The organism is Cyclobacterium lianum (assembly GCF_900143075.1).
Taxonomy (GTDB): domain Bacteria; phylum Bacteroidota; class Bacteroidia; order Cytophagales; family Cyclobacteriaceae; genus Cyclobacterium; species Cyclobacterium lianum.
In genome coordinates this window covers 177,142-196,005 of record NZ_FRCY01000002.1, presented here as the reverse complement: position 1 = coordinate 196,005, position 18,864 = coordinate 177,142, and the positions used below count along the sequence as shown (strand labels likewise).

Sequence of the window (18,864 nt, the reverse complement as noted above, 5' to 3'; positions counted from 1 at the left end):
ATTCATAATTTTGGGCCAAAGTTGATTACTTTGCTCCGAATATCAAAAAATTTGGTAGCATATAATTCCAAAATAAGAGATATAAATGGGGAGAATTTACCCTGCATATACCAACTGCAAAATTGACGCACTTGTGCTGCAAACCTTTTTTTGATACATGGCAAAGCGTTTTTATAGGTATTTCCCCTGGCTTTTTGTCCTGATGGAGCTTCTGGCATTGTCGGGGAGCTTTACATTTCTTCTCGTGCTTTTCGGGTTTGAACAAGTACAGGCTAACCGGGTTTTTGATGAGCTTTTGCTCTTGGCAGGTACCTGGATCCTGCTGGTACTGCTCAGGAAAGATTACAAGCTGGCCCGTACAGGCACGTATACCGACACGCTTTACCACTTCACCAGGTCTTTTGTCTGGGCGGTATTGATATTTTATCTCATCAGGACTCAGTTGGTAGCTGCTGGCGACCGGGAGGTTGGTTTTTTAGTATTCGTCGGCGCACTTTCCAGTCTGGCATTCTTCAGGATAGGCGTCCACATGTCGCTGAGGCGTTACCGGATGAGTGGCAGAAATTACAGAAAGGCAGTAATTGTCGGCAAGGATGACTGGAGCACCAGGCTGGCCTCAACCTTAGCCGCCAGAAAAGCCTTAGGTATTCAATTTCTGGGTTTTTTCGATGATTCTGTTACCGGTAAGGATGTATTGGGGGATGTCAGTGCTTTCTTTCAACAGGCAAAACAGGGAAGTGTCGACCTGGTATACCTGGGTCAACACATCTCCGGTGATTTACAGCGGAAAATTGTTGACCATGCCGATGAAAACCATATCAAGGTCAAGATTATTCCGGGTGCCCATCTCCAATGGGAAAAAGCGCTGAGTTTTAGCAGGTATGGGCGTTTCGTGGTGGTAAACCTCAATGAAATCCCATTGGATAAAGGCTATAACCGGCTGTTCAAGAGATTTTTTGATATTTGTTTTTCCTGTATCGTTCTTGTTTTCATATTGAGCTGGCTGACGCCCCTGCTGGCCTTACTTATCAAGCTCGAATCCGATGGCCCGGTATTCTTTTTCCAACAAAGAACCGGTGCCAATAACAGGGTGTTTCGTTGTATCAAATTCAGGACCATGCTGGATAATCCCTGGGCCGATACCCGGCAGGCAATCAGAAATGATCCCAGGATTACCAAAACCGGTGCCTTTTTACGGCGGTTTTCATTGGATGAGTTGCCACAATTCATTAATGTGTTGAAAGGTGAAATGTCGGTGGTCGGGCCCCGGCCACATACACTGCCCATGAACCAGGTCTTTAAGCGCCAGATTCAGAAATATGACAACCGGCACCGGATCAAACCGGGGATTACCGGCCTGGCTCAGGTCCTTGGCTACAGGGGAGAAATATCCCACCATTGGCAGATCCGTTCCCGCGTGAGGCTGGATTATTTCTATATTCGGAATTGGTCTTTCTTGCTCGACCTGACAATTGTATTCAGAACCATGGGCGAACTCATTGCCCGCAGAGAAGAGGTGTACTGATGGGCCAGTTTAACTGCTTGATTTGTTTTCACGAGCAACATGGGCCAGTTTACCAGGTAAAGGAAATGATGTTTGGCCTGGCTGAGGCTTTTCCCTATGTACAATGTGCACGTTGTGGAACCATCCAACAGCTCAATCCACCCGCAGATATGGCTCCTTATTACCCCGAAGGTTATTACTCACTTTCAGGTTTATCCCTGTCGGGCTTACAGGTTCGCTGGATGAAACAATTCAGGTTCTGGCTGTACCAAAATACTGGATTTTCTCTTTTCAAACCGATTTATGGCGAATGGCTGAAAAGACTTGATGCCAAAAGAGGCGATGCCATTGGGGATATTGGCTGTGGCAATGGTCAACTCTTGTACGAGTTGTATGCGTCCGGATATCGGAATTTGACGGGCTATGATCCGTTTATTGATGCGGACCTCTATCCAGGTACCGGGTTGCAAATTTTTAAAAAAAGCCTTTTTGATATTCAGGGCAGCTTTGATGTGCTAATGTTGCACCATGCCTTTGAACACATGAACTCACCCGATACCGCCTTTGCAAAAGTAGCGGCATTATTGAATCCTTCAGGAAGGTTGTTGATCCGGGTGCCTGTTTCGGATGGCGAGGCCTGGACCGTCTTTCGGGAAGATTGGGTGCAGCTTGATGCGCCGAGGCATTATTTTATTCCCAGCCTCGCTGCCATGAAAATTCTGGCGCAGCGACACGGACTTGACCTTTTTCATGTTGACTTTGACAGCACCGCATTTCAATTTTGGGGAAGCAGGAAGTATCAGCAGGGGCAAGCACTATATGAAACAAAAGATCGGCCGCAATCTGCTGCTAAAGACACCTGGCAACTTGAGAGAAAGGCGAGAGAACTCAATGCAGTCTCTAAAGGTGACCAGGCGGCCTTTTATTTCCGTAAATCGCAAGATTAGAGCTTAAACAAGGCCTCGAAAAAACTCATGTTTTCCCCCTCTTCTTTCATGACCAACATGGGGATCTCATGATTGCTATTAACCAGTTTTTCTGCCACACTGCCCAGCAAAATTGCCGCGGATTTCGTTCTTCCCCTGCTTCCGATGATCAGGAGATCTGTCTGGTTTGATTTTGCCTCCTTCATGATATTGTCCGCTTCGTCTTTGTTTTGCTTTAAAATAAAGGTGCAGGGCAATTCCGGTAGATCGTTTTTCTTCAGAAAACCGGCATAGTCCGATTGTGCATTTTCCAGCATGATTGTACTGAATTCTTCAAAAGATTTTCCGGTTTTGCTATATCCCTTCGGTACTTCAAATAGGTGACAGCACTGGATTCTCCCATTGGTTTTTGCGACTATCTGCAAGGCCAGCCGTATACTGACCCTGGAGTGGTCCGAAAAATCAATGGGAATAAAAATGTTTTTTATATGGAGTGGTTTCTGTGCTTCGGGGAGCAGAAGGACCGGGTGGGGATATTTTTGGGTGAGGTTGTTTACCAGTGAATCGGACAAGGTCCTGACTTTTTTCCTTCCCATTACGAGCAGGTCAATATCTTTTATTTTACTCCAACGTAAAAGCGTGTCCTGTGCATTCCCTTCCTTTACTAGAATTTCAAATGGAACCTGAAGCGGGGGATGCACTTTCTCGATTTCATGGCTGATTTCCAGCTTAATGGTCTCATCAATGGGAGCCATCAGATCTGGATAGGCTTGTGAAACCTGTTCGGGGAGGATCAGATTTTTGGAGACATGAACGAAATACACTTTTTCGATATCCAGGATTTCCGCTAATGATTTTATTTGGGCAATCAACACTTCATCCAGATGAGACAAGTCCAGTCCCACCATTGCTACTTTAAATTGGTCCATGTACGTTTACCTAGTTATCTGTTTCCTGATTAAATTGTAAATGTGAATTAAAATATTGAATTTAAACTTTTGAGACCGTCTTTTAAAGTTTTTTGTGAAAAACTATTTAGCGGGTGATTTTTTGCATGCAGGGGGCAGGCTACAGGTATAAAATCCGTATTGAATATGCCGAAAAAATTAGGGAAATATTTTATTGCTATCGTTCCGCCGGAACCGGTAAAAGAAAAAATTACAGAGATTAAAGCGCAGGTCAAAGCGGAGTTTGGTGTCAAGTATGCACTCAGATCACCGCCTCACATTACCCTGAAGATGCCTTTTGTGTTCCCAGAAAAGAAAGAAGCTAATTTGGAAAAAAAGCTGGGATCGTTTTTCTCACAAGAGACGCCGTTTTCCCTATCCCTTTCAGGGATCGGAAAGTTTGGTGAGCGGGTAATCTACCTGAGAGTCCGGTATCCGCCGGACTTATTGCTTATGCAACAGCGCCTGGTTCGCTTTGGGAAAAGAAATCTGGGTCAGAAAATTGAACTCAGCGACTTGAACTATACCCCCCACCTTACCCTGGCATTTAAAGATATCAGGAAACCCGATTTTGTTCCGCTCATGAATTTCTTGAAATCGAGAGTCAGCCGTTATGATCTGGAAGTGACACAGGTGAGCTTATTAAAAAAAACGAATTCTATTTGGGGATTACAAAATAATTTTAATTTACTTAAGTGAACTTTATTAATTTATTTTTTTATAAAGTTTTCATTTATAGTGTCCTGGAGGCTTGTTTCCTTTTTTTTAACAAAAAGTTAATTTTTTTCAAAATTATTATATTCTGATTTCATACCGCAAGCCTTATTAAAATTTTGTTTTACAATTAATCGAAAGTTAACGATATGTGAAACACCAGCGTTCTTTTATCAAAAAAGGTAGGTATACGAAATTAAATGTTGAAAAATTGGCAGACAAACTTTATTTCTATTGTCGTATTTCATTATCAAATTTATTGTTCATTTTGATAATAAAATATTTTATTTGAATAAGTAAATAAATATAGGAAAGTAAATGTAAAATAATATTTATCAAAAATTATTCTATTATATTTGCCACTACTAAAAATCCAGATTTTATTTTTTATCTTAAATACAAAATTTTTTACACCTTTTTTACGATTATCCATTTATGATCATTTTGTTTTATAAATAATTTGATGGAATTTTGCATTATAAAAATTGTTAAAAACCTTAATCTATTTACTACAATGAAACGAGTTTTACTTGGCTTGGCATGCACCATGCTGGCGGTAATCTCCGTGTTTGCTCAGAGCAGGACGGTAACCGGTAGGGTTACCTCTGAAGAGGAGCCGGCGGGGATACCCGGTGTGAATGTAAGCGTAAAAGGAACCATGGTAGGAACCATCACCGATATTGACGGTTCTTATTCTGTGACAATTCCTGAAGGATCAGATGTGTTGGTGTACAGTTTTGTAGGCTTCAACACCCAGCAAATCAACGTCGGCAACCAAAGTCAGATTGATGTGGTGCTGACTCCGGATGTCACCACTCTGGGCGAAGTGCTGGTGGTCGGATATGGTACTCAGTCTTCCAGGCTGTCGGTGCAGAGTATCTCTTCTCTGGACAATTCCCAAATTGAAGGCATGCCGATATTTACCGCCCAGGAAGCCCTGCAGGGGCAGGCTGCCGGGGTGCAGCTTACCGGTACCTCCGGTGTGGGCGGTGCGCAGCAGAATATCCGTATTCGTGGTGTGGCTTCTCTGACAGCGGGTGGCTCGCCCTTGTTTGTGGTGGATGGTGTACCGCTGAATGATGGCAGCAGTTCGGAATATTCCAATACTTCCGGTGCCATCGCGCTGAATCCCCTGATGGAATTGAACCCCAATGAAATTGCTTCCATCTCAGTACTGAAAGATGCTTCAGCAGTTGCCATTTATGGATCCAGGGGAGCCAACGGGGTGATCCTCATTGAAACCAAAAAAGGGAAATCCGGTCAATCCCGAATCAATGTAGACTATTATCAGGGAGTACAAAACCCCACCACCGTGAGGCCCTATATGTCGCTGCAGCAGTACAACCAATACCGGTCTTTGCGCACAGACACGCCGGCCAGCGATTTTCCACAACAGGGATTTGACTGGCCGGAGGCTGTGATTCAGCAGGGTTCCATATCCAATTTAAATCTGAGTGCCTCAGGCGGAAACGAAAGCACAACCTATTTCCTTTCAGGTACCTATTTCAACCAGGATACCTATGCGCTTGGCAACGAATTGGAAAGGTTTAACGGGCGTTTGAATATGACCCATAACTTTTCTGAAAAAGCCAGATTCGGTGCAAATATTGGTTTGGCCAAAACCTTTAATGACCGGATCTATTCTGACAACAGTACCTATGCGCCACTAACCTCCGCTTTCCTTCATTTGCCTTATACCAGGCCTTATGATGATAATGGTAATTATACCCGGCTGGGCTTTATCCCCAATCTGCTGGCAATAGAGGATCTGGCCACCACAGAGTATATCACACGAAGGACTACTGCAAACACCTTTTTCGAATTGGACATTTTGCCCAATTTGACCTTCAAAACAGACTGGGGTATAGACCAGATCCAGACAGAGGAGACCTTTCGTTTTCCTGATATCGTAGAGCCCACCGGTAGTGGCTACAAGAGAATCATACAGGATTACAAATGGTTATCGACCAACACGCTGAACTATGAGCAATACTTTGGTTCCCATTATGTAGCAGGTTTGTTGGGGTATTCTTACGAGCAGTCAGATTTTTCCAGTATTACCGTGGAGGGCTCAGGCTTTGTGAGTGACAGGCTGCCCAATGTAGGGTCAGCAGCTACGCCGACAATTACCAGCTCTACGGGCACCAACTGGAGACTTGCCTCTTATTTTGCCCGATTCAATTACCGGTATGACGACAAGTTTTTGTTTGAGGGTAGTGCCAGAAGGGATGGCTCTTCCCGATTTGGAGCGGAAAACCGCTATGGGAATTTTTGGGCACTTTCTGCCGGCTGGATCCTTTCAGAAGAACAGTTTCTGCAAAACAACAGCTTTCTCGATTACCTTAAATTGAATGCCAGCTATGGAACCTCAGGTAACGACAGGATCAGCAATTTTGCTTCCCTAGGTCTTTATGAGGCAGGCGCCCTTGGAGATTATGCCGGTAGCCCTGGGATCTTTCCCAGCCAACCCGCCAACCCGCTACTAGGATGGGAAGAATCGGCGCAATTTGACGTGACATTGAATGCTGCTCTGTTTGATAGCCGACTTGAAATAGAAACCTCTTTCTGGAATAAGGATACCAAAGGATTGCTGTTGGACGTCCCCATTCCTTACACCACCGGTTATGCCAGCCTTACCCAGAACGCAGGCACCATGCGGAACAGAGGGGTGGATTTGATGATCAGGTCATCCAATGTAAAAACCCCGGCATTTGAGTGGACCACAACGCTGAATATGGGCTTTCTGGATAATGAAGTACTGGAGTTGCCGGGAGCCTCAGAAGACAGTGAAGGCAGGAGATTCGTAGAAGGCTCGGCAAGCCAGCGGGCCATTGAAGGCCATCCGGTAAATACCTTCTACCTGGTACGGTACAATGGAATCAACCCTGAGACCGGCGAAGCAGAATGGTTGAACAAAGATGGAGAGCCTACCAATACCTATAGTGCCAATGATCGGGTGATCGTAGGATCAGCTATTCCCAGGGTTTCAGGCGGTATTACCAACACCTTTTCGTATAAGGGTTTGCAGCTTTCTGCCTTGTTTACTTTTGTGCAGGGAAACCACATCATGTATGATGACCTGCGGTTTTTGTACAATCCAAATAACCTGAACAGTTTCAACCTGGATCCTCAATTGCTGAATTACTGGACCGAAGACAACAGGAATAGCTTTGCTCCCAGGTTAAATGGAGATACCCAGTCGAGTTTCGGTCAGCGTTCTACAATGCACCTGCGTAAGGGTGACCATATCCGTTTGAGAAACCTTTCGCTAAGTTATACTATCCCGGCTGACGTATTGGAAAGTACGAAATTTATCCGTAGTGCCAGGGTGTACGGGATGTTGCAGAACTTCCTTACTTTCTCAAATCTGGAAGATGGATTGGAGCCTGAAGTCAACGACGGCGGGGACAACAACCAGCGGCAGGGAGAATCTTTCTTTACTCCGGCCCAGGCCAAATCAGTCACCCTGGGTGTTTCTCTAGGATTTTAAAAATAATTTTGAAATGAAAAATCTAACAAAAATATTATTCATGGGATTGCTTGGCGGAAGCCTGGTCTCCTGCGAAGATTTGCAGATTGATCCACAGCAATCCCTTTCTACCGAGTTGGCTTTTGCTGACAGGCAGGCCGTAGAGGGCTCTTTATTGGGGGTGTACTCCCTGTCTCAGGAATTTGAGGTGTTTGGTTCATTGCCCCATGTGATTGCAGACTTTCAGTCGGACAATGTGGATTTTATCGGGTCCTTCCCCACCTTACAGGACATCCGGTTATACGCCACCCAATCAGACAATTTGACCATCCGGGATCTCTGGAGAAGGCATTATCGTGCGATATTGGCGGCCAATGCTGTCATTGAATTCACTCCCGATTCTCCGGATGAAAGCCTCACCGCTGAAGAAAGGGCGCAGTTTGTTGCAGAGGCCAAATTCATGCGTGCCCTGCTGATGTTTCAGATGGTGAACCTGTTTGGCCAACCCATACAGCAAGGTGAATCCTCTCCCGGAATTCCCATTGTTGCAGATGCCTTTACCGGCGAAATCGTTGGCTATCCCAGGAGCACCGTAGGAGAAGTACATGCTTTTATTCTGGATGACCTTACCTCAGCAGTGCCGGATTTGCCGGTATCTTACGGTTCGGCATCCTTTACCAGAGGCAGAGCTACTCAAGGCGCAGCAAACGCCCTGCTTTCCAGGGTACACCTTTATCGCGGCGAATGGCAACAGGCAGCCGAACGGGCACAGAATGTACTGGAAAACGAAGACCTTTATGGATTGGCAGCCAATTATGGATTTTGGGGCGAAAATAATCAGGAATATGTTTTCGCCATTCAGAATTCAGAAATAGATAACGGTCGTACCGGCTCTGGTGGCTGGGCTTCCTACTACAATCCTGCTGAAGACGGTGCCAGGGGTGATGCTCCTTTTTCTGCCAACCTTCTGGCAGCCTACGATGCGAATGACCGCAGGATTACAGAGATCTCAAAGGAAGGTGACAATGGAAGAATATACACCACCAAATTTCCCGATGCGATCAATAATTCCGACAATTCTCCTATTATCCGGACTACAGAAGTGGTGTTGAACAGGGCAGAAGCCCTGGCCCAACTTGAGGGAGTAAATGCGGAATCCCTGGACCTCATCAACCAGTTGAGGGAGAGGGCTGGATTGGCAGAGGTTGCGGCCGGAGATTTTTCCGGAACAGCGGATTTTGTGGATTTCATTCTGGAAGAAAGGAGAAAAGAACTTGCATTTGAAGGCCACAGAAGGATGGATTTGCTACGGTATGGACGGGCTCTACGCCCAGAATCGGATGAGCATTATGCAGCTTCACAAGCCGGTGAAGACAAGACCATCCTGCCCATTCCACAAAGGGAACTGGATATCAATCCCGAGTTGGTTCAGAATGATGGATATAACTAACACCTGAATAGTACAAAAAAACCATCCTTTATTTGTAAGGGATGGTTTTTTTGTGTCCAGGGGTAAACAGGGTTGAATGCTTGCGTTAACTGCATTCAATCCAGTATCAGGGTGCCCGAAGTTTTATCTTTCCGGGTAATGAGGCTTTTTGGTTTCCGGTTTTTGTAGAAGTTTACAATATTTTGCTGCAGGGGGAAATCATCGATTAAAATATTGTTATAAATGGTGATCTCTTCAGGATTGGAAATTTGTTCCGACTCCATGTAAAACCAGGCAGCTTCAGCTTCGATTTCATGGCCCAGGTAGCTAAGAGCGATGGTATCGCCATGGATAAGGAGGGAATTGTGGGCCAAAATATAGTCTTCTATTTGGGATTCCAGCACTGCCTTCTGCGCCGGTTCGAGAAAATTGACCTTCTGTCCGGATCTATTGCTCAGCGCTACCTCCAGATCATCCCAGAAAATTTTTTGGGCTATTTCAACCGTCTGGCTGCTTTCATTAAACACCATGTCGGTAAGACTGATATAAAACGGATGCAGGCCCAGCCAGAAGGGAAGCTGCAACAGCAATACTTTGATAGCAAGCATTTAGAAAGATAATTTTTGTTTAATCTGTAAAATATGCACTAATATTACAACAAAATTTTAAACCAAAAGCAAAATATTTACCAGTCTTATGAGCCAGTTTCAGTTGTATTTTAATTTGGGAATCCAACATATCCTTGACCTTAAAGGTTTTGACCACATACTTTTTGTCATCTCTCTGGCTGTTATTTATGTGATGCGGGATTGGGGAAAGATTGTTGTTCTGGTTACGGCTTTTACCATCGGCCATTCCCTTACCCTGGCCCTGGCAACCCTTGAGCTGGTAAGGATTAATTCGGATCTGGTTGAATTTTTGATACCCGTGACCATTGCGATCACTGCATTTACCAATATACTCAAACCCCGTCCTTCGGGGGGTAGGGGCCTGCAACTCAATTACCTGTTTGCCCTGTTTTTTGGATTGATTCACGGACTTGGATTTTCCAATTATCTGAGATCCCTGCTGGGAAGAGAACAATCCATATTCCAGCCGCTGCTTGCGTTTAATATTGGTCTGGAGGTTGGTCAACTGGTCATCGTTATCCTGTTTCTCATCGCCTCCTCACTGGTCGTGGGAATTTTTGGTGTGAACCGGAAAGAATGGGTCCTGGTCATATCGTCCATCATACTGGGCATGGCTACTATGATGATCCTGGACAACAAATATTGGTAGAAAACGGTTAACTTTTAGAGGTTATAGGTACAGGATAAAGCTTTATTTGTTAAATTCCAGCTTTAAAACACTGGGAGGGTGGTTTTTTGGCCCCTACAGGAAAGCTTTGCCTACAACAAGGGACCAGCAATTAAAGAATGGTGAACGGGCAATTTATAATGAATCTATACGCTGCGGGTTTTAAGCGATATCGGTACACGTGCCGGCATTTACGTAAGCAAAACTGACAAACTTTAAATAAATGAAAATCTTTTCTTTTCTTTTCTTTTCCTCGCTACTTTATTGATCCAGGGAGCGGCTGTGGCGCAGGTGGATGAGCAACGGCATGCTAACCGTTTTGAACAATTAGGGCCCATGCTGAGGTCCCCCAATGTGTATCGAACTGCATCCGGCGCACCGGGTCATCAATATTGGCAACAGAAAGCAGACTACGAGATAGCTGTAGAGCTGAACGACGAAAACCAATCGATACGGGGCAAGGAGAAGGTGACCTATTACAACCAATCACCCGATCCGCTGGCCTACCTATGGCTGCAGCTAGACCAGAATCAACGGGACAAAGATTCGGAAACTCCCAAAATGTCGGCCAGCAGTATTCAGCCGAAAATGAGCTTGAGGCAATTGCAGGGCATCATCTGGCACGACATGGACCTGGGGCTGAAAATCTATTCCGTGCTGGACGAAGATGGCAACGAGATTCCGGCCACCGTAAATCAAACCATGATGCGTCTGGATCTGGCACAGCCCTTAAAGCCGGGAGAGCGTTTTACCTTTCATATAGAATGGAGTTTCAACATTCATGACCGGATGAGTTTTATAGGAGGCAGGCCGGGGTATGAATATTTTGAGGAAGATGGCAATTATCTCTATACCATGTCGGAATGGTTTCCACGAATGGCCGTATATTCTGATTTTGAAGGCTGGCAAAACAAGCAATTTGTTGGTCGGGGTGAATTTGCACTTGTATTTGGAGATTACCAGGTGTCTATTACCGTGCCTGCTGACCACATGGTAGGTGCTACCGGTGTATTGCAAAATCCGCAGGAGGTACTTAGCAGCAAGGAAATGGAGCGCTGGAATCAAGCCAAAACCACTTTCGATAAGCCTGTGATCATCCGTACACAGGATGAAGCTGAGAAGCTTGAGAAAGGGAAGGCTAGTACCAAAAAGACCTGGGTGTACCATGCCGAAAATGTCAGGGATTTTGCATGGACCTCTTCCCGAAAATTTATTTGGGACGCCATGGCCGTAAAGCTGGGGGATAAGGAAGTGATGGCCATGTCCTATTATGCCAAAGAAGCCAATCCTCTTTGGGAGCAGTATTCTACCCGTGTGGTGGCCCACACCCTGAAATCCTATTCTGCCAGAACCTTTGATTACCCCTATCCTGTGGCCATTTCTGTAGAGGCCACCAACGGAATGGAGTATCCCATGATCTGTTTCAATTATGGCCGGCCAGATACGGACGGCACCTATACCGCGGCCATAAAGTATGGTATGATTTCCGTGATTATCCACGAAGTTGGTCACAACTTTTTTCCGATGATCGTCAATTCTGACGAACGCCAATGGACATGGATGGACGAAGGATTGAATACCTTCATGCAGTTTTTGGCAGAGCAAGAGTGGGAGCGTGGCTATCCGTCCAGAAGGGGGCCGGCACACAAGATCGCACCCTATATGCGGAGTGAAAAGCATTTGCTGGAGCCGATCATGACCAACTCTGAAAATATTATCCAATTTGGCCCTAATGCCTATGCAAAACCTGCCACAGCACTGAACATTTTAAGAGAAACGGTGATGGGCAGAGACCTATTTGACCATGCGTTCAAAACCTATGCTCAGCGATGGATGTTTAAGCACCCTACTCCGGATGACTTGTTCAGGACCCTCGAAGATGCTTCAGCAGTAGACCTGGATTGGTTCTGGAGGGGCTGGTTTTATGGTACTGATCCTGTAGATATTGCCATACAGGAGGTAAGCTGGTACAAAATTGACAACAAGAAGCCCGCTGAGGTAAAAGCTGAACAGCGGGCCGCATACGAGAGAGAGGAGTCTTACATTTCAAGGAGCAGGAATGCCGATGCCATCCCCGAAACCTATGTCGAAAAAGATCCGGAGGCTGCAGATTTTTACAACAGCTACGACCAGTTTCGCGTCGCACCCGAAGATGAACGTGCTTACCAGAATTTCATCAATAGCCTTAGCCCGGATGAAAGGGCCATGCTGGAGAGCGGATTGAATTTCTACGAAATTAAATTCGAAAATGTGGGCGGACTCGTCATGCCGATAATCCTCGAATTTCAGTACGAAGACGGGACATCTGAGCTCGAACGTATACCAGCCCAGATTTGGCGACTGGACGAATACCAGGTCAGTAAGGTCTTTGCCAAAGAAAAAATGGTCAAACAGATCGTATTGGATCCGTACCGGGAAACTGCGGACATTAACGAAACCAACAATTACTGGCCACGTCAGTTCAAGCCTTCCAAATTTGAAATGTTTAAGCAGCAAATGCCGGCAAGAGGTACGTCTGCTGGCCCTAACCCCATGAGGAGGAACTAGCCCCATTCTTTTTGATGGATGTAGATTTTCAAAGTTCGTTATTCTATATGGAATGCGGGTAAAATGTTTTGAGGCGAATTTAGTGAATGTAGTGTAGGGTCAGGTTTAACTACAGCATTTATAGTATAAAGGCCTGAATCCTGCTGCTACAGAGAGCGGAGGGGTGAAAGATATCGTTGATCCACAATGGTATGGTTTAATTTTCAGTTGCTCCAGCCTCAGCTATGCTATCATCAGCTAAAAAATAAAGGGGCGATCCCGAAGACCGCCCCTTTTTATCTGCCAATTGTTTTATTGATCAGCTTCAGGTGTACCAATTATTCCTTGGTCGCAAAATCCGGATAAGCATGCATGCCGTGCTCGTTGATGTCCAATCCTTCTATTTCCTCTCGTTCGTCCACCCGTATACCGGTGGTCTTTTTGAGTACAAAGAAGACTACAAAGCTGAACGCAACACAAAAGGCCCCGATAGCGACAATACCTGTCAGTTGGGACAAGATCTGTGATCCACCGGCCAGATCGCCAAAGATACCCACGGCCAGAGTACCCCAAATACCACAAATCAGGTGAACCGAGATGGCACCAACAGGGTCATCCACTTTGATTTTGTCAAAAAGTACCACACCGAAGACCACCAGAATGCCACCTACAAAGCCAATGATCACTGCATCGGTAGGAGACATGAGGTCTGCGCCGGCGGTGATGCTCACCAGGCCTGCCAGAATTCCGTTCAGTACCATGGTGATATCGTAAGCCTTAAACTTAAGGTAAGAAGCAAGTAAGGCACCGAATGCGCCGGCTGCTGCTGCCAGTGCGGTGGTCACAAAAACCAGAGATACAGCACCGGGATCAGCAGAAAGCACAGAGCCGCCATTGAAGCCAAACCATCCAAACCAAAGCAAGAATACGCCGAAAGTTGCCAGGGGTAGATTGTGGCCGGGGATCGCATTGGTTTTGCCCTCTTTGTATTTTCCGATTCTCGGGCCCAGGAGGTATGCGCCAATCAAGGCACCCCAGCCGCCCACTGAATGAACGATGGTAGATCCGGCAAAGTCATAAAACGGCGTAGCCAGCGTATCCAGGAATCCGCCTCCCCATTTCCACATTCCGGCGATGGGGTAGCAAATGCCTACATACAACAGGGAGAAGAATAAAAAGGGACCAAGCTTGATCCTTTCCGCTACGGCTCCGGAAACTATGGTTGCTGCGGTGGCGGCAAACATGGCCTGAAAGATAAAATCCGTAAAAAAGGTATAGCCCTCACTATAGGTTGCGGTATCCCAGCCATCGGGAAGACTCAAACCCAGGCCAGCCAGGCCAAATACACCCCCTGAAAAGGCCTCTCCGGGATACATCAGGTTGAAACCAATAAAGGCATAAGTGATCAATCCCAATGCCGGGATGACGGTGTTTTTAAACAAAATATTAACGGTGTTTTTCGCTCTTGTGAGTCCGGCCTCCAAAGCGGCAAATCCCAGGTGCATGATAAAAACCAATATAGTGGCTACCATGATCCAAAGGTTGTTGATGGTAAATAATTCCTGATTCATCGAAATAAGATTTTATAAGTTGGATAAAATTTGGGTGATGTCTGGTATTCAAACCGGTTACAGGGCACTCTCTCCGGTATCATCATTTCTGATTCGGAACGCTTTGCCCACATCGTAGACGAATATTTTGCCATCACCAACTTCACCTGTTTTGCCCTCCCGCAGGATACACTTGACCACGTCTTCTTCCATATCGTCTGGCACGACGATCTCCAGTTTTGTCCTCGGAATGAAAGTCGGTTCGTAAGCCACTCCCCGGTAAGTTTGCATTTTGGCGTGCTGCAGTCCCATTCCTTTCACCTCGTAAAATGTAAGAAATTTCACCCCCAGTCCTGACAGGCAATTATGAATTTCTTCAAATTTCGAAGTCCTAATTAAAGCTTCAATTTTTTTCATTTTTATAACAGGGTTAATGTTTTATTAATGATTCTACGATTAAAAATTTATTTTTTTCAAAATTAAAAAATCAATTTCGATTTAACAATAGATTTTTGCCTTAATATTGATTAATGGGTGTAAAATAACCCATATAACATTAAAAAACTGTTTGAAGTATATGAATGGATATGAAAAATACCCTTAATAGTTTATTATTGGTGATTTAATCGCTAGTTTAGATTGTTTTAGTAATCCTTTAAACATTGCCAGCTTGAGACACACCTGCCAAAAAAGGTGGAGGTAAATCTCTGGGGGAAGGGTAAAAAAATTAACTTTGCGGGAATTGTCATATTTTGCATTTTATACTTACCACCAATTCTTTTGTAGAAATGATGAATAAGCCTACACTTTTGATACTTGCTGCAGGAATGGGCAGCAGATATGGAGGAGACAAACAAATCGATGGGTTTGGACCCAATAAGGAAACCATTTTGGAATATTCCGTTTTTGATGCCATACGCTCCGGCTTTGGAAAAGTGGTGTTTATCGTTAGGAAGGAGATCCTGGAAGAAGCCAAAGCCCTGTTCGTCCCCAAATTCGGTAGCCATATCAAACTGGATTTTGTAGTCCAGGCATTGGATACCCGGGTTCCTGCAGAATACCGGGACCCGGAAAGGAAGAAACCTTATGGTACAGCCCATGCGCTATTGTGTGCAAAAGATGCGGTCCGCGAGCCTTTCGCTGTCATCAATGCCGACGATTTTTATGGAGAAGATGCCTTTCGGATACTAGCCAGGTTTTTGACAAAGGAGGTGCGGGCAGACCTGCACTGTATGGTGGGCTATGCCATAAAAAACGTACTTTCTGAAAACGGAACTGTCAGCAGAGGTGTTTGTGAGTCCTCCGCTGAAGGATACCTGAAGGGGATGGTAGAGCGTACCAGTATCGCCAGGACTGCTGAAGGTATTTTCCATCAGGAGGGAGATGAACGGATCAAAATATTGCCCGAAAATCCGGTTTCTATGAACTGCTGGGGATTTCATCCCGCGGTGTTTGAGCAGACCGAAAAGTTGTGGTTTCCCTTTTTGGAAGAAAGCAGGGGGAATTTGAAGTCAGAGTTTTACATACCTAAAGTAGTCAACTCACTTATACAGGAAGATATGGCTAAAGTGAAAATTCTTGAGGGTGGCCGGATCTGGTTTGGGGTAACCTATCCGGAGGACAGGGCCCACGTGATGAGCTCGCTGAAAAAACTGCACCAGGAAGGCGTATACCCGGAAAAATTATGGTGAGCACATTTCCGAGGGTTTAACCTCTCCGGATTTGGATCCGGTGTATTGGTAAGAGAGGTGAAATATTGTCATTCGCATTTATTTTTATTTAACTTTAGCATCGTTTCAGATAATACCCCATTTATTTCTAGCGCATGAAAAGATTAGTTTTTTCTCATTTCCCTGTTGCACCCGATGTGGCCTTATTGCTTTTGAGGGTAGGATCTGCAGTGATGCTGTTGACCCACGGCTGGTCAAAAATCACCAACTATGCGGAGCGTGTAAATAGTTTTTCTGACCCCATAGGACTGGGTCCTTCTTTATCCTTACAACTCGTAATTTTTGCAGAGGTCTTTTGCGCGGTGTTTTTGATTCTGGGTTTCATGAGCAGGCTCTTTCTGATACCCCTGATCATCAATATGGCGGTAATTGCGTTTATCTCGCATGGAGACGATGCTTTCAACAGGCAGGAGTTGCCGCTGCTGTACCTTTTGGTGTTTTTCGTCTTATTATTGATGGGACCGGGTAAAATTTCCCTGGATGGTCAAATCCTGAAGCGCCGCAGGTATTAATTCGATTCATCGGCCAGTATTCTGTTGTTTTTGATTGTAAAATACCTGGTATCCGCCTGGATATTTCTCAGGATCTCTTTCGATCTTTCCGGTCTTGCATCTGTAATAAAAAGCTGTCCAAACTCTTTCCTTGCCACTCTATCCATTAGGTGAAAAATCCGTCTGTCATCGAGTTTGTCAAATATATCGTCCAGCAACAATAACGGTTTGGTCCCCTTGATCATCTTGAATATAAAAAATTGCGCCAGTTTCAGGCTTATTAAAAAAGATTTCTTTTGCCCCTGAGAGCCAAACTTTTTTAAGGGGTGCTTGTCCAGTCGAAAAAGGTAGTCGTCCTTATGAATGCCGAAATGGGTTCGTTTAAGCAAAACATCTCTCTCCAGAGACTGTGCAAAGGATTGGGAAAAATTATCCTTTCGGACCTGGCTTTCATGGCTGATACTTACGCTTTCCTTTTCACCAGAAATAGCCCTGTAGTGGTCTGCAAAATAGGGAAAGAATTCGGTCAGGAAGGCAGCTCTTTTTTCGAAAATGGCCTGCGAAAGGGAGACCAATTGGGTGTCATAGGGCAGTAGCTGCGCCTTATCGGTCCGCTTCTCCTCTGCAAACCTTTTTAGCAGGGCATTTCTCTGCTTCAGATAGTGCTGGTAGCGGATGAGCAATTGCAGGTAGTGGCTGTCGGTCTGGCTGATCATGCCATCGAAAAATTTTCTTCGTTCTTCGCTTCCGCCGTTGATCATCAGGGTATCATCCGGCGCAATCAATACCAGGGGCAAAAGCCCAATGTGTTCGCTGAGGCGCTGATAAGGCTTTCCGTTTAAACTGATCCTTTTTTTTTTGCTGCTCTCAAAGACACAATTTACGGACAGGGGCTGTTGGTGGCTTTCGAAATCGCCTTTAATGGTGAAGAACTCCTTTCCATGCATGACATGATAGCTATCCAGAGGGAGCAGGGCACTTCTGGTGAGGCAGAGGTAATGGATGGCATCCAGCAGGTTGGTTTTTCCTGCACCGTTTTCTCCGAAAAAGCAGTTTACTTCCTCGCTGAATTCCACTTGCACTTTTGGGTAATTTTTAAATTGAATCAGTTCCAGGTTTTTCAGGTGCATGGATATTTCAACGGTTGATGTCTACAATTTTATAAAAAGACGTCGGAATTGCATTGATTTCATTATATTTGGGCCCAAAGTTAGCATATTTTATAGAATACGGTATGGCAAAGAAGAGTACTAGTACGAGTAAATCTAAAGTAAAATATTCAAAGGAAACCTATACTTACTGGTTTGAAAGCATGTTGCTGATGCGGCGATTTGAAGAAAAAGCCGGGCAGTTGTATGGACAACAGAAAATCAGGGGTTTTTGTCACCTCTATATCGGTCAGGAGGCTTGCGCCTCTGGTGCCATCACAGCTCTGGAAAAGGACGATAAGTGGATCACTGCCTATAGGTGCCATGCCACTCCCCTGGGACTTGGCACGGACCCGGGTGCTGTAATGGCCGAGCTTTTTGGCAAGGAAACCGGTACCACCAAAGGAAAAGGAGGCTCCATGCATATTTTTGATAAATCCAGGAATTTTGCCGGTGGTCATGCCATTGTGGGTGCACAGATCCCCATGGGCCTGGGTATTGGATTTGCCGAAAAATACAAGGGCACCAAAAACCTTTGTATATGTTACCTGGGCGACGGCGCCGTGCGACAGGGTGCCTTTCATGAAGCACTGAACCTGGCCATGCTGTACAAGGCTCCGGTGATATTTGCGATTGAAAACAACGGTTACGCAATGGGTACCTCCGTGAAGCGGTCCTCCAATGTAGACGAACTGTACACACTTGGAGAAGCCTATGATATGCCATCCTTCCCCGTGGATGCCATGAATGTGGAAGAGGTGCATGAGGCCGTCAAAGAAGCGGCCGACCGTGCCAGGAAAGGAGATGGGCCTACGCTGTTGGAATTCCGAACCTACCGGTATAAGGGACATTCGATGTCTGATCCCCAAAAATACCGTACCAAGGAAGAGGTGGAAGAATACAAGCAGCGGGATCCGATCGAGCAGGTAAGAAAAACCATCCTGGACAACAAGATCCTCAGCGAGGAGGAAATCAAAGAGATCGAAGCCAAAGTCAAAAAGCAGGTAGCCGATGCGGTGAAATTTGCAGAAGAGTCTCCCTGGCCAAAAGGTGAAGATGCCTTTAAAGACGTATACGCAGAAGATGACTATCCATTTGTAATGGAATAGGCATTCCCCCAACCATTTGTTTCCT

15 protein-coding genes are annotated in these 18,864 nt (G+C 45.4%); 10 read left to right on the top strand and 5 right to left on the bottom strand.

The genetic code is table 11. The features are described from left to right. Positions 1–157 precede the first annotated feature (157 nt). Together BUB19_RS03500 and BUB19_RS03495 are read left to right on the top strand one after the other, a co-directional pair. Positions 158–1,525, top strand: a complete 1,368-nt coding sequence (locus tag BUB19_RS03500) for an exopolysaccharide biosynthesis polyprenyl glycosylphosphotransferase (protein ID WP_073092087.1) — start codon at positions 158–160, stop codon at positions 1,523–1,525. After that, on the top strand, positions 1,525–2,451 hold the full coding sequence (locus BUB19_RS03495; RefSeq protein WP_073092082.1) for a class I SAM-dependent methyltransferase: 927 nt from the start codon (positions 1,525–1,527) through the stop codon (positions 2,449–2,451). Before BUB19_RS03500 ends, BUB19_RS03495 begins: the two co-directional genes overlap by 1 nt. Here BUB19_RS03495 and BUB19_RS03490 read toward each other — a convergent pair. Beyond that, positions 2,448–3,359 (bottom strand): universal stress protein, encoded by a 912-nt coding sequence (locus BUB19_RS03490; RefSeq protein ID WP_073092076.1) that lies wholly within the window; start codon positions 3,357–3,359, stop codon positions 2,448–2,450. The genes BUB19_RS03495 and BUB19_RS03490 overlap by 4 nt on opposite strands. Before the next feature lie 165 nt (positions 3,360–3,524). Between BUB19_RS03490 and BUB19_RS03485 the strand changes: the two genes are divergently transcribed. From BUB19_RS03485 to BUB19_RS03475, 3 genes are all read left to right on the top strand, one after another. Then, positions 3,525–4,076 carry a 2'-5' RNA ligase family protein gene (locus tag BUB19_RS03485; RefSeq protein ID WP_073092069.1) on the top strand — a complete coding sequence of 184 codons (552 nt, stop codon included), beginning with the start codon at positions 3,525–3,527 and terminating at the stop codon, positions 4,074–4,076. 529 nt (positions 4,077–4,605) lie between these two features. Beyond that, on the top strand, positions 4,606–7,581 hold the full coding sequence (locus tag BUB19_RS03480; protein WP_073093143.1) for a SusC/RagA family TonB-linked outer membrane protein: 2,976 nt from the start codon (positions 4,606–4,608) through the stop codon (positions 7,579–7,581). Positions 7,582–7,594: 13 nt separating this feature from the next. After that, positions 7,595–9,010 (top strand): RagB/SusD family nutrient uptake outer membrane protein, encoded by a 1,416-nt coding sequence (locus tag BUB19_RS03475; RefSeq protein ID WP_073092061.1) that lies wholly within the window; start codon positions 7,595–7,597, stop codon positions 9,008–9,010. 95 nt (positions 9,011–9,105) lie between these two features. Here the strand turns inward: BUB19_RS03475 and BUB19_RS03470 are convergent, their stop codons facing one another. Beyond that, positions 9,106–9,597, bottom strand: coding sequence for a DUF6702 family protein (locus BUB19_RS03470; RefSeq protein WP_073092058.1), 492 nt, complete (start codon positions 9,595–9,597; stop codon positions 9,106–9,108). 88 nt (positions 9,598–9,685) lie between these two features. Here BUB19_RS03470 and BUB19_RS03465 point away from each other — a divergent pair, with 88 nt between their 5' ends. Together BUB19_RS03465 and BUB19_RS03460 are read left to right on the top strand one after the other, a co-directional pair. After that, positions 9,686–10,267 (top strand): HupE/UreJ family protein, encoded by a 582-nt coding sequence (locus BUB19_RS03465; RefSeq protein ID WP_073092055.1) that lies wholly within the window; start codon positions 9,686–9,688, stop codon positions 10,265–10,267. 354 nt (positions 10,268–10,621) lie between these two features. After that, positions 10,622–12,832 carry a M1 family metallopeptidase gene (locus BUB19_RS03460; protein WP_178371429.1) on the top strand — a complete coding sequence of 737 codons (2,211 nt, stop codon included), beginning with the start codon at positions 10,622–10,624 and terminating at the stop codon, positions 12,830–12,832. Positions 12,833–13,149: 317 nt separating this feature from the next. On the opposite strand, the gene BUB19_RS03455 is transcribed toward BUB19_RS03460, so the two are convergent. Together BUB19_RS03455 and BUB19_RS03450 are read right to left on the bottom strand one after the other, a co-directional pair. After that, positions 13,150–14,382 (bottom strand): ammonium transporter, encoded by a 1,233-nt coding sequence (locus BUB19_RS03455; protein WP_073092049.1) that lies wholly within the window; start codon positions 14,380–14,382, stop codon positions 13,150–13,152. A 57-nt stretch (positions 14,383–14,439) separates the two neighbouring features. After that, positions 14,440–14,778 carry a P-II family nitrogen regulator gene (locus BUB19_RS03450; protein ID WP_073092046.1) on the bottom strand — a complete coding sequence of 113 codons (339 nt, stop codon included), beginning with the start codon at positions 14,776–14,778 and terminating at the stop codon, positions 14,440–14,442. Between the two features lie 371 nt (positions 14,779–15,149). Between BUB19_RS03450 and BUB19_RS03445 the strand changes: the two genes are divergently transcribed. Both BUB19_RS03445 and BUB19_RS03440 read left to right on the top strand, forming a co-directional pair. After that, positions 15,150–16,052 carry a nucleotidyltransferase family protein gene (locus tag BUB19_RS03445; RefSeq protein WP_073093141.1) on the top strand — a complete coding sequence of 301 codons (903 nt, stop codon included), beginning with the start codon at positions 15,150–15,152 and terminating at the stop codon, positions 16,050–16,052. A gap of 134 nt (positions 16,053–16,186) precedes the next feature. Continuing rightward, positions 16,187–16,603, top strand: a complete 417-nt coding sequence (locus tag BUB19_RS03440) for a DoxX family protein (protein WP_073092043.1) — start codon at positions 16,187–16,189, stop codon at positions 16,601–16,603. Here BUB19_RS03440 and recF read toward each other — a convergent pair. Then, complete coding sequence (gene recF, locus BUB19_RS03435) at positions 16,600–17,712, bottom strand: DNA replication/repair protein RecF (protein WP_073092040.1); 1,113 nt, start codon at positions 17,710–17,712, stop codon at positions 16,600–16,602. The two genes, BUB19_RS03440 and recF, sit on opposite strands and share 4 nt — an antisense overlap. Positions 17,713–17,816: 104 nt before the next feature. Here recF and pdhA point away from each other — a divergent pair, with 104 nt between their 5' ends. After that, entirely contained in the window at positions 17,817–18,839 is a 1,023-nt protein-coding gene (gene pdhA, locus BUB19_RS03430) for a pyruvate dehydrogenase (acetyl-transferring) E1 component subunit alpha (protein ID WP_073092037.1), read from the top strand. The last annotated feature ends 25 nt before the right edge of the window (positions 18,840–18,864 follow it).

Excerpts from the sequence above, each read along its gene's own strand:
- BUB19_RS03500 (WP_073092087.1), top strand. The coding sequence starts at position 158 with ATGGCAAAGCGTTTTTATAGGTATTTCCCCTGGCTTTTTGTCCTGATG.
- BUB19_RS03495 (WP_073092082.1), top strand. The coding sequence starts at position 1,525 with ATGGGCCAGTTTAACTGCTTGATTTGTTTTCACGAGCAACATGGGCCA.
- BUB19_RS03490 (WP_073092076.1), bottom strand. The coding sequence starts at position 3,359 with ATGGACCAATTTAAAGTAGCAATGGTGGGACTGGACTTGTCTCATCTG.
- BUB19_RS03485 (WP_073092069.1), top strand. The coding sequence starts at position 3,525 with ATGCCGAAAAAATTAGGGAAATATTTTATTGCTATCGTTCCGCCGGAA.
- BUB19_RS03480 (WP_073093143.1), top strand. The coding sequence starts at position 4,606 with ATGAAACGAGTTTTACTTGGCTTGGCATGCACCATGCTGGCGGTAATC.
- BUB19_RS03475 (WP_073092061.1), top strand. The coding sequence starts at position 7,595 with ATGAAAAATCTAACAAAAATATTATTCATGGGATTGCTTGGCGGAAGC.
- BUB19_RS03470 (WP_073092058.1), bottom strand. The coding sequence starts at position 9,597 with ATGCTTGCTATCAAAGTATTGCTGTTGCAGCTTCCCTTCTGGCTGGGC.
- BUB19_RS03465 (WP_073092055.1), top strand. The coding sequence starts at position 9,686 with ATGAGCCAGTTTCAGTTGTATTTTAATTTGGGAATCCAACATATCCTT.
- BUB19_RS03460 (WP_178371429.1), top strand. The coding sequence starts at position 10,622 with ATGCTGAGGTCCCCCAATGTGTATCGAACTGCATCCGGCGCACCGGGT.
- BUB19_RS03455 (WP_073092049.1), bottom strand. The coding sequence starts at position 14,382 with ATGAATCAGGAATTATTTACCATCAACAACCTTTGGATCATGGTAGCC.
- BUB19_RS03450 (WP_073092046.1), bottom strand. The coding sequence starts at position 14,778 with ATGAAAAAAATTGAAGCTTTAATTAGGACTTCGAAATTTGAAGAAATT.
- BUB19_RS03445 (WP_073093141.1), top strand. The coding sequence starts at position 15,150 with ATGATGAATAAGCCTACACTTTTGATACTTGCTGCAGGAATGGGCAGC.
- BUB19_RS03440 (WP_073092043.1), top strand. The coding sequence starts at position 16,187 with ATGAAAAGATTAGTTTTTTCTCATTTCCCTGTTGCACCCGATGTGGCC.
- recF (WP_073092040.1), bottom strand. The coding sequence starts at position 17,712 with ATGCACCTGAAAAACCTGGAACTGATTCAATTTAAAAATTACCCAAAA.
- pdhA (WP_073092037.1), top strand. The coding sequence starts at position 17,817 with ATGGCAAAGAAGAGTACTAGTACGAGTAAATCTAAAGTAAAATATTCA.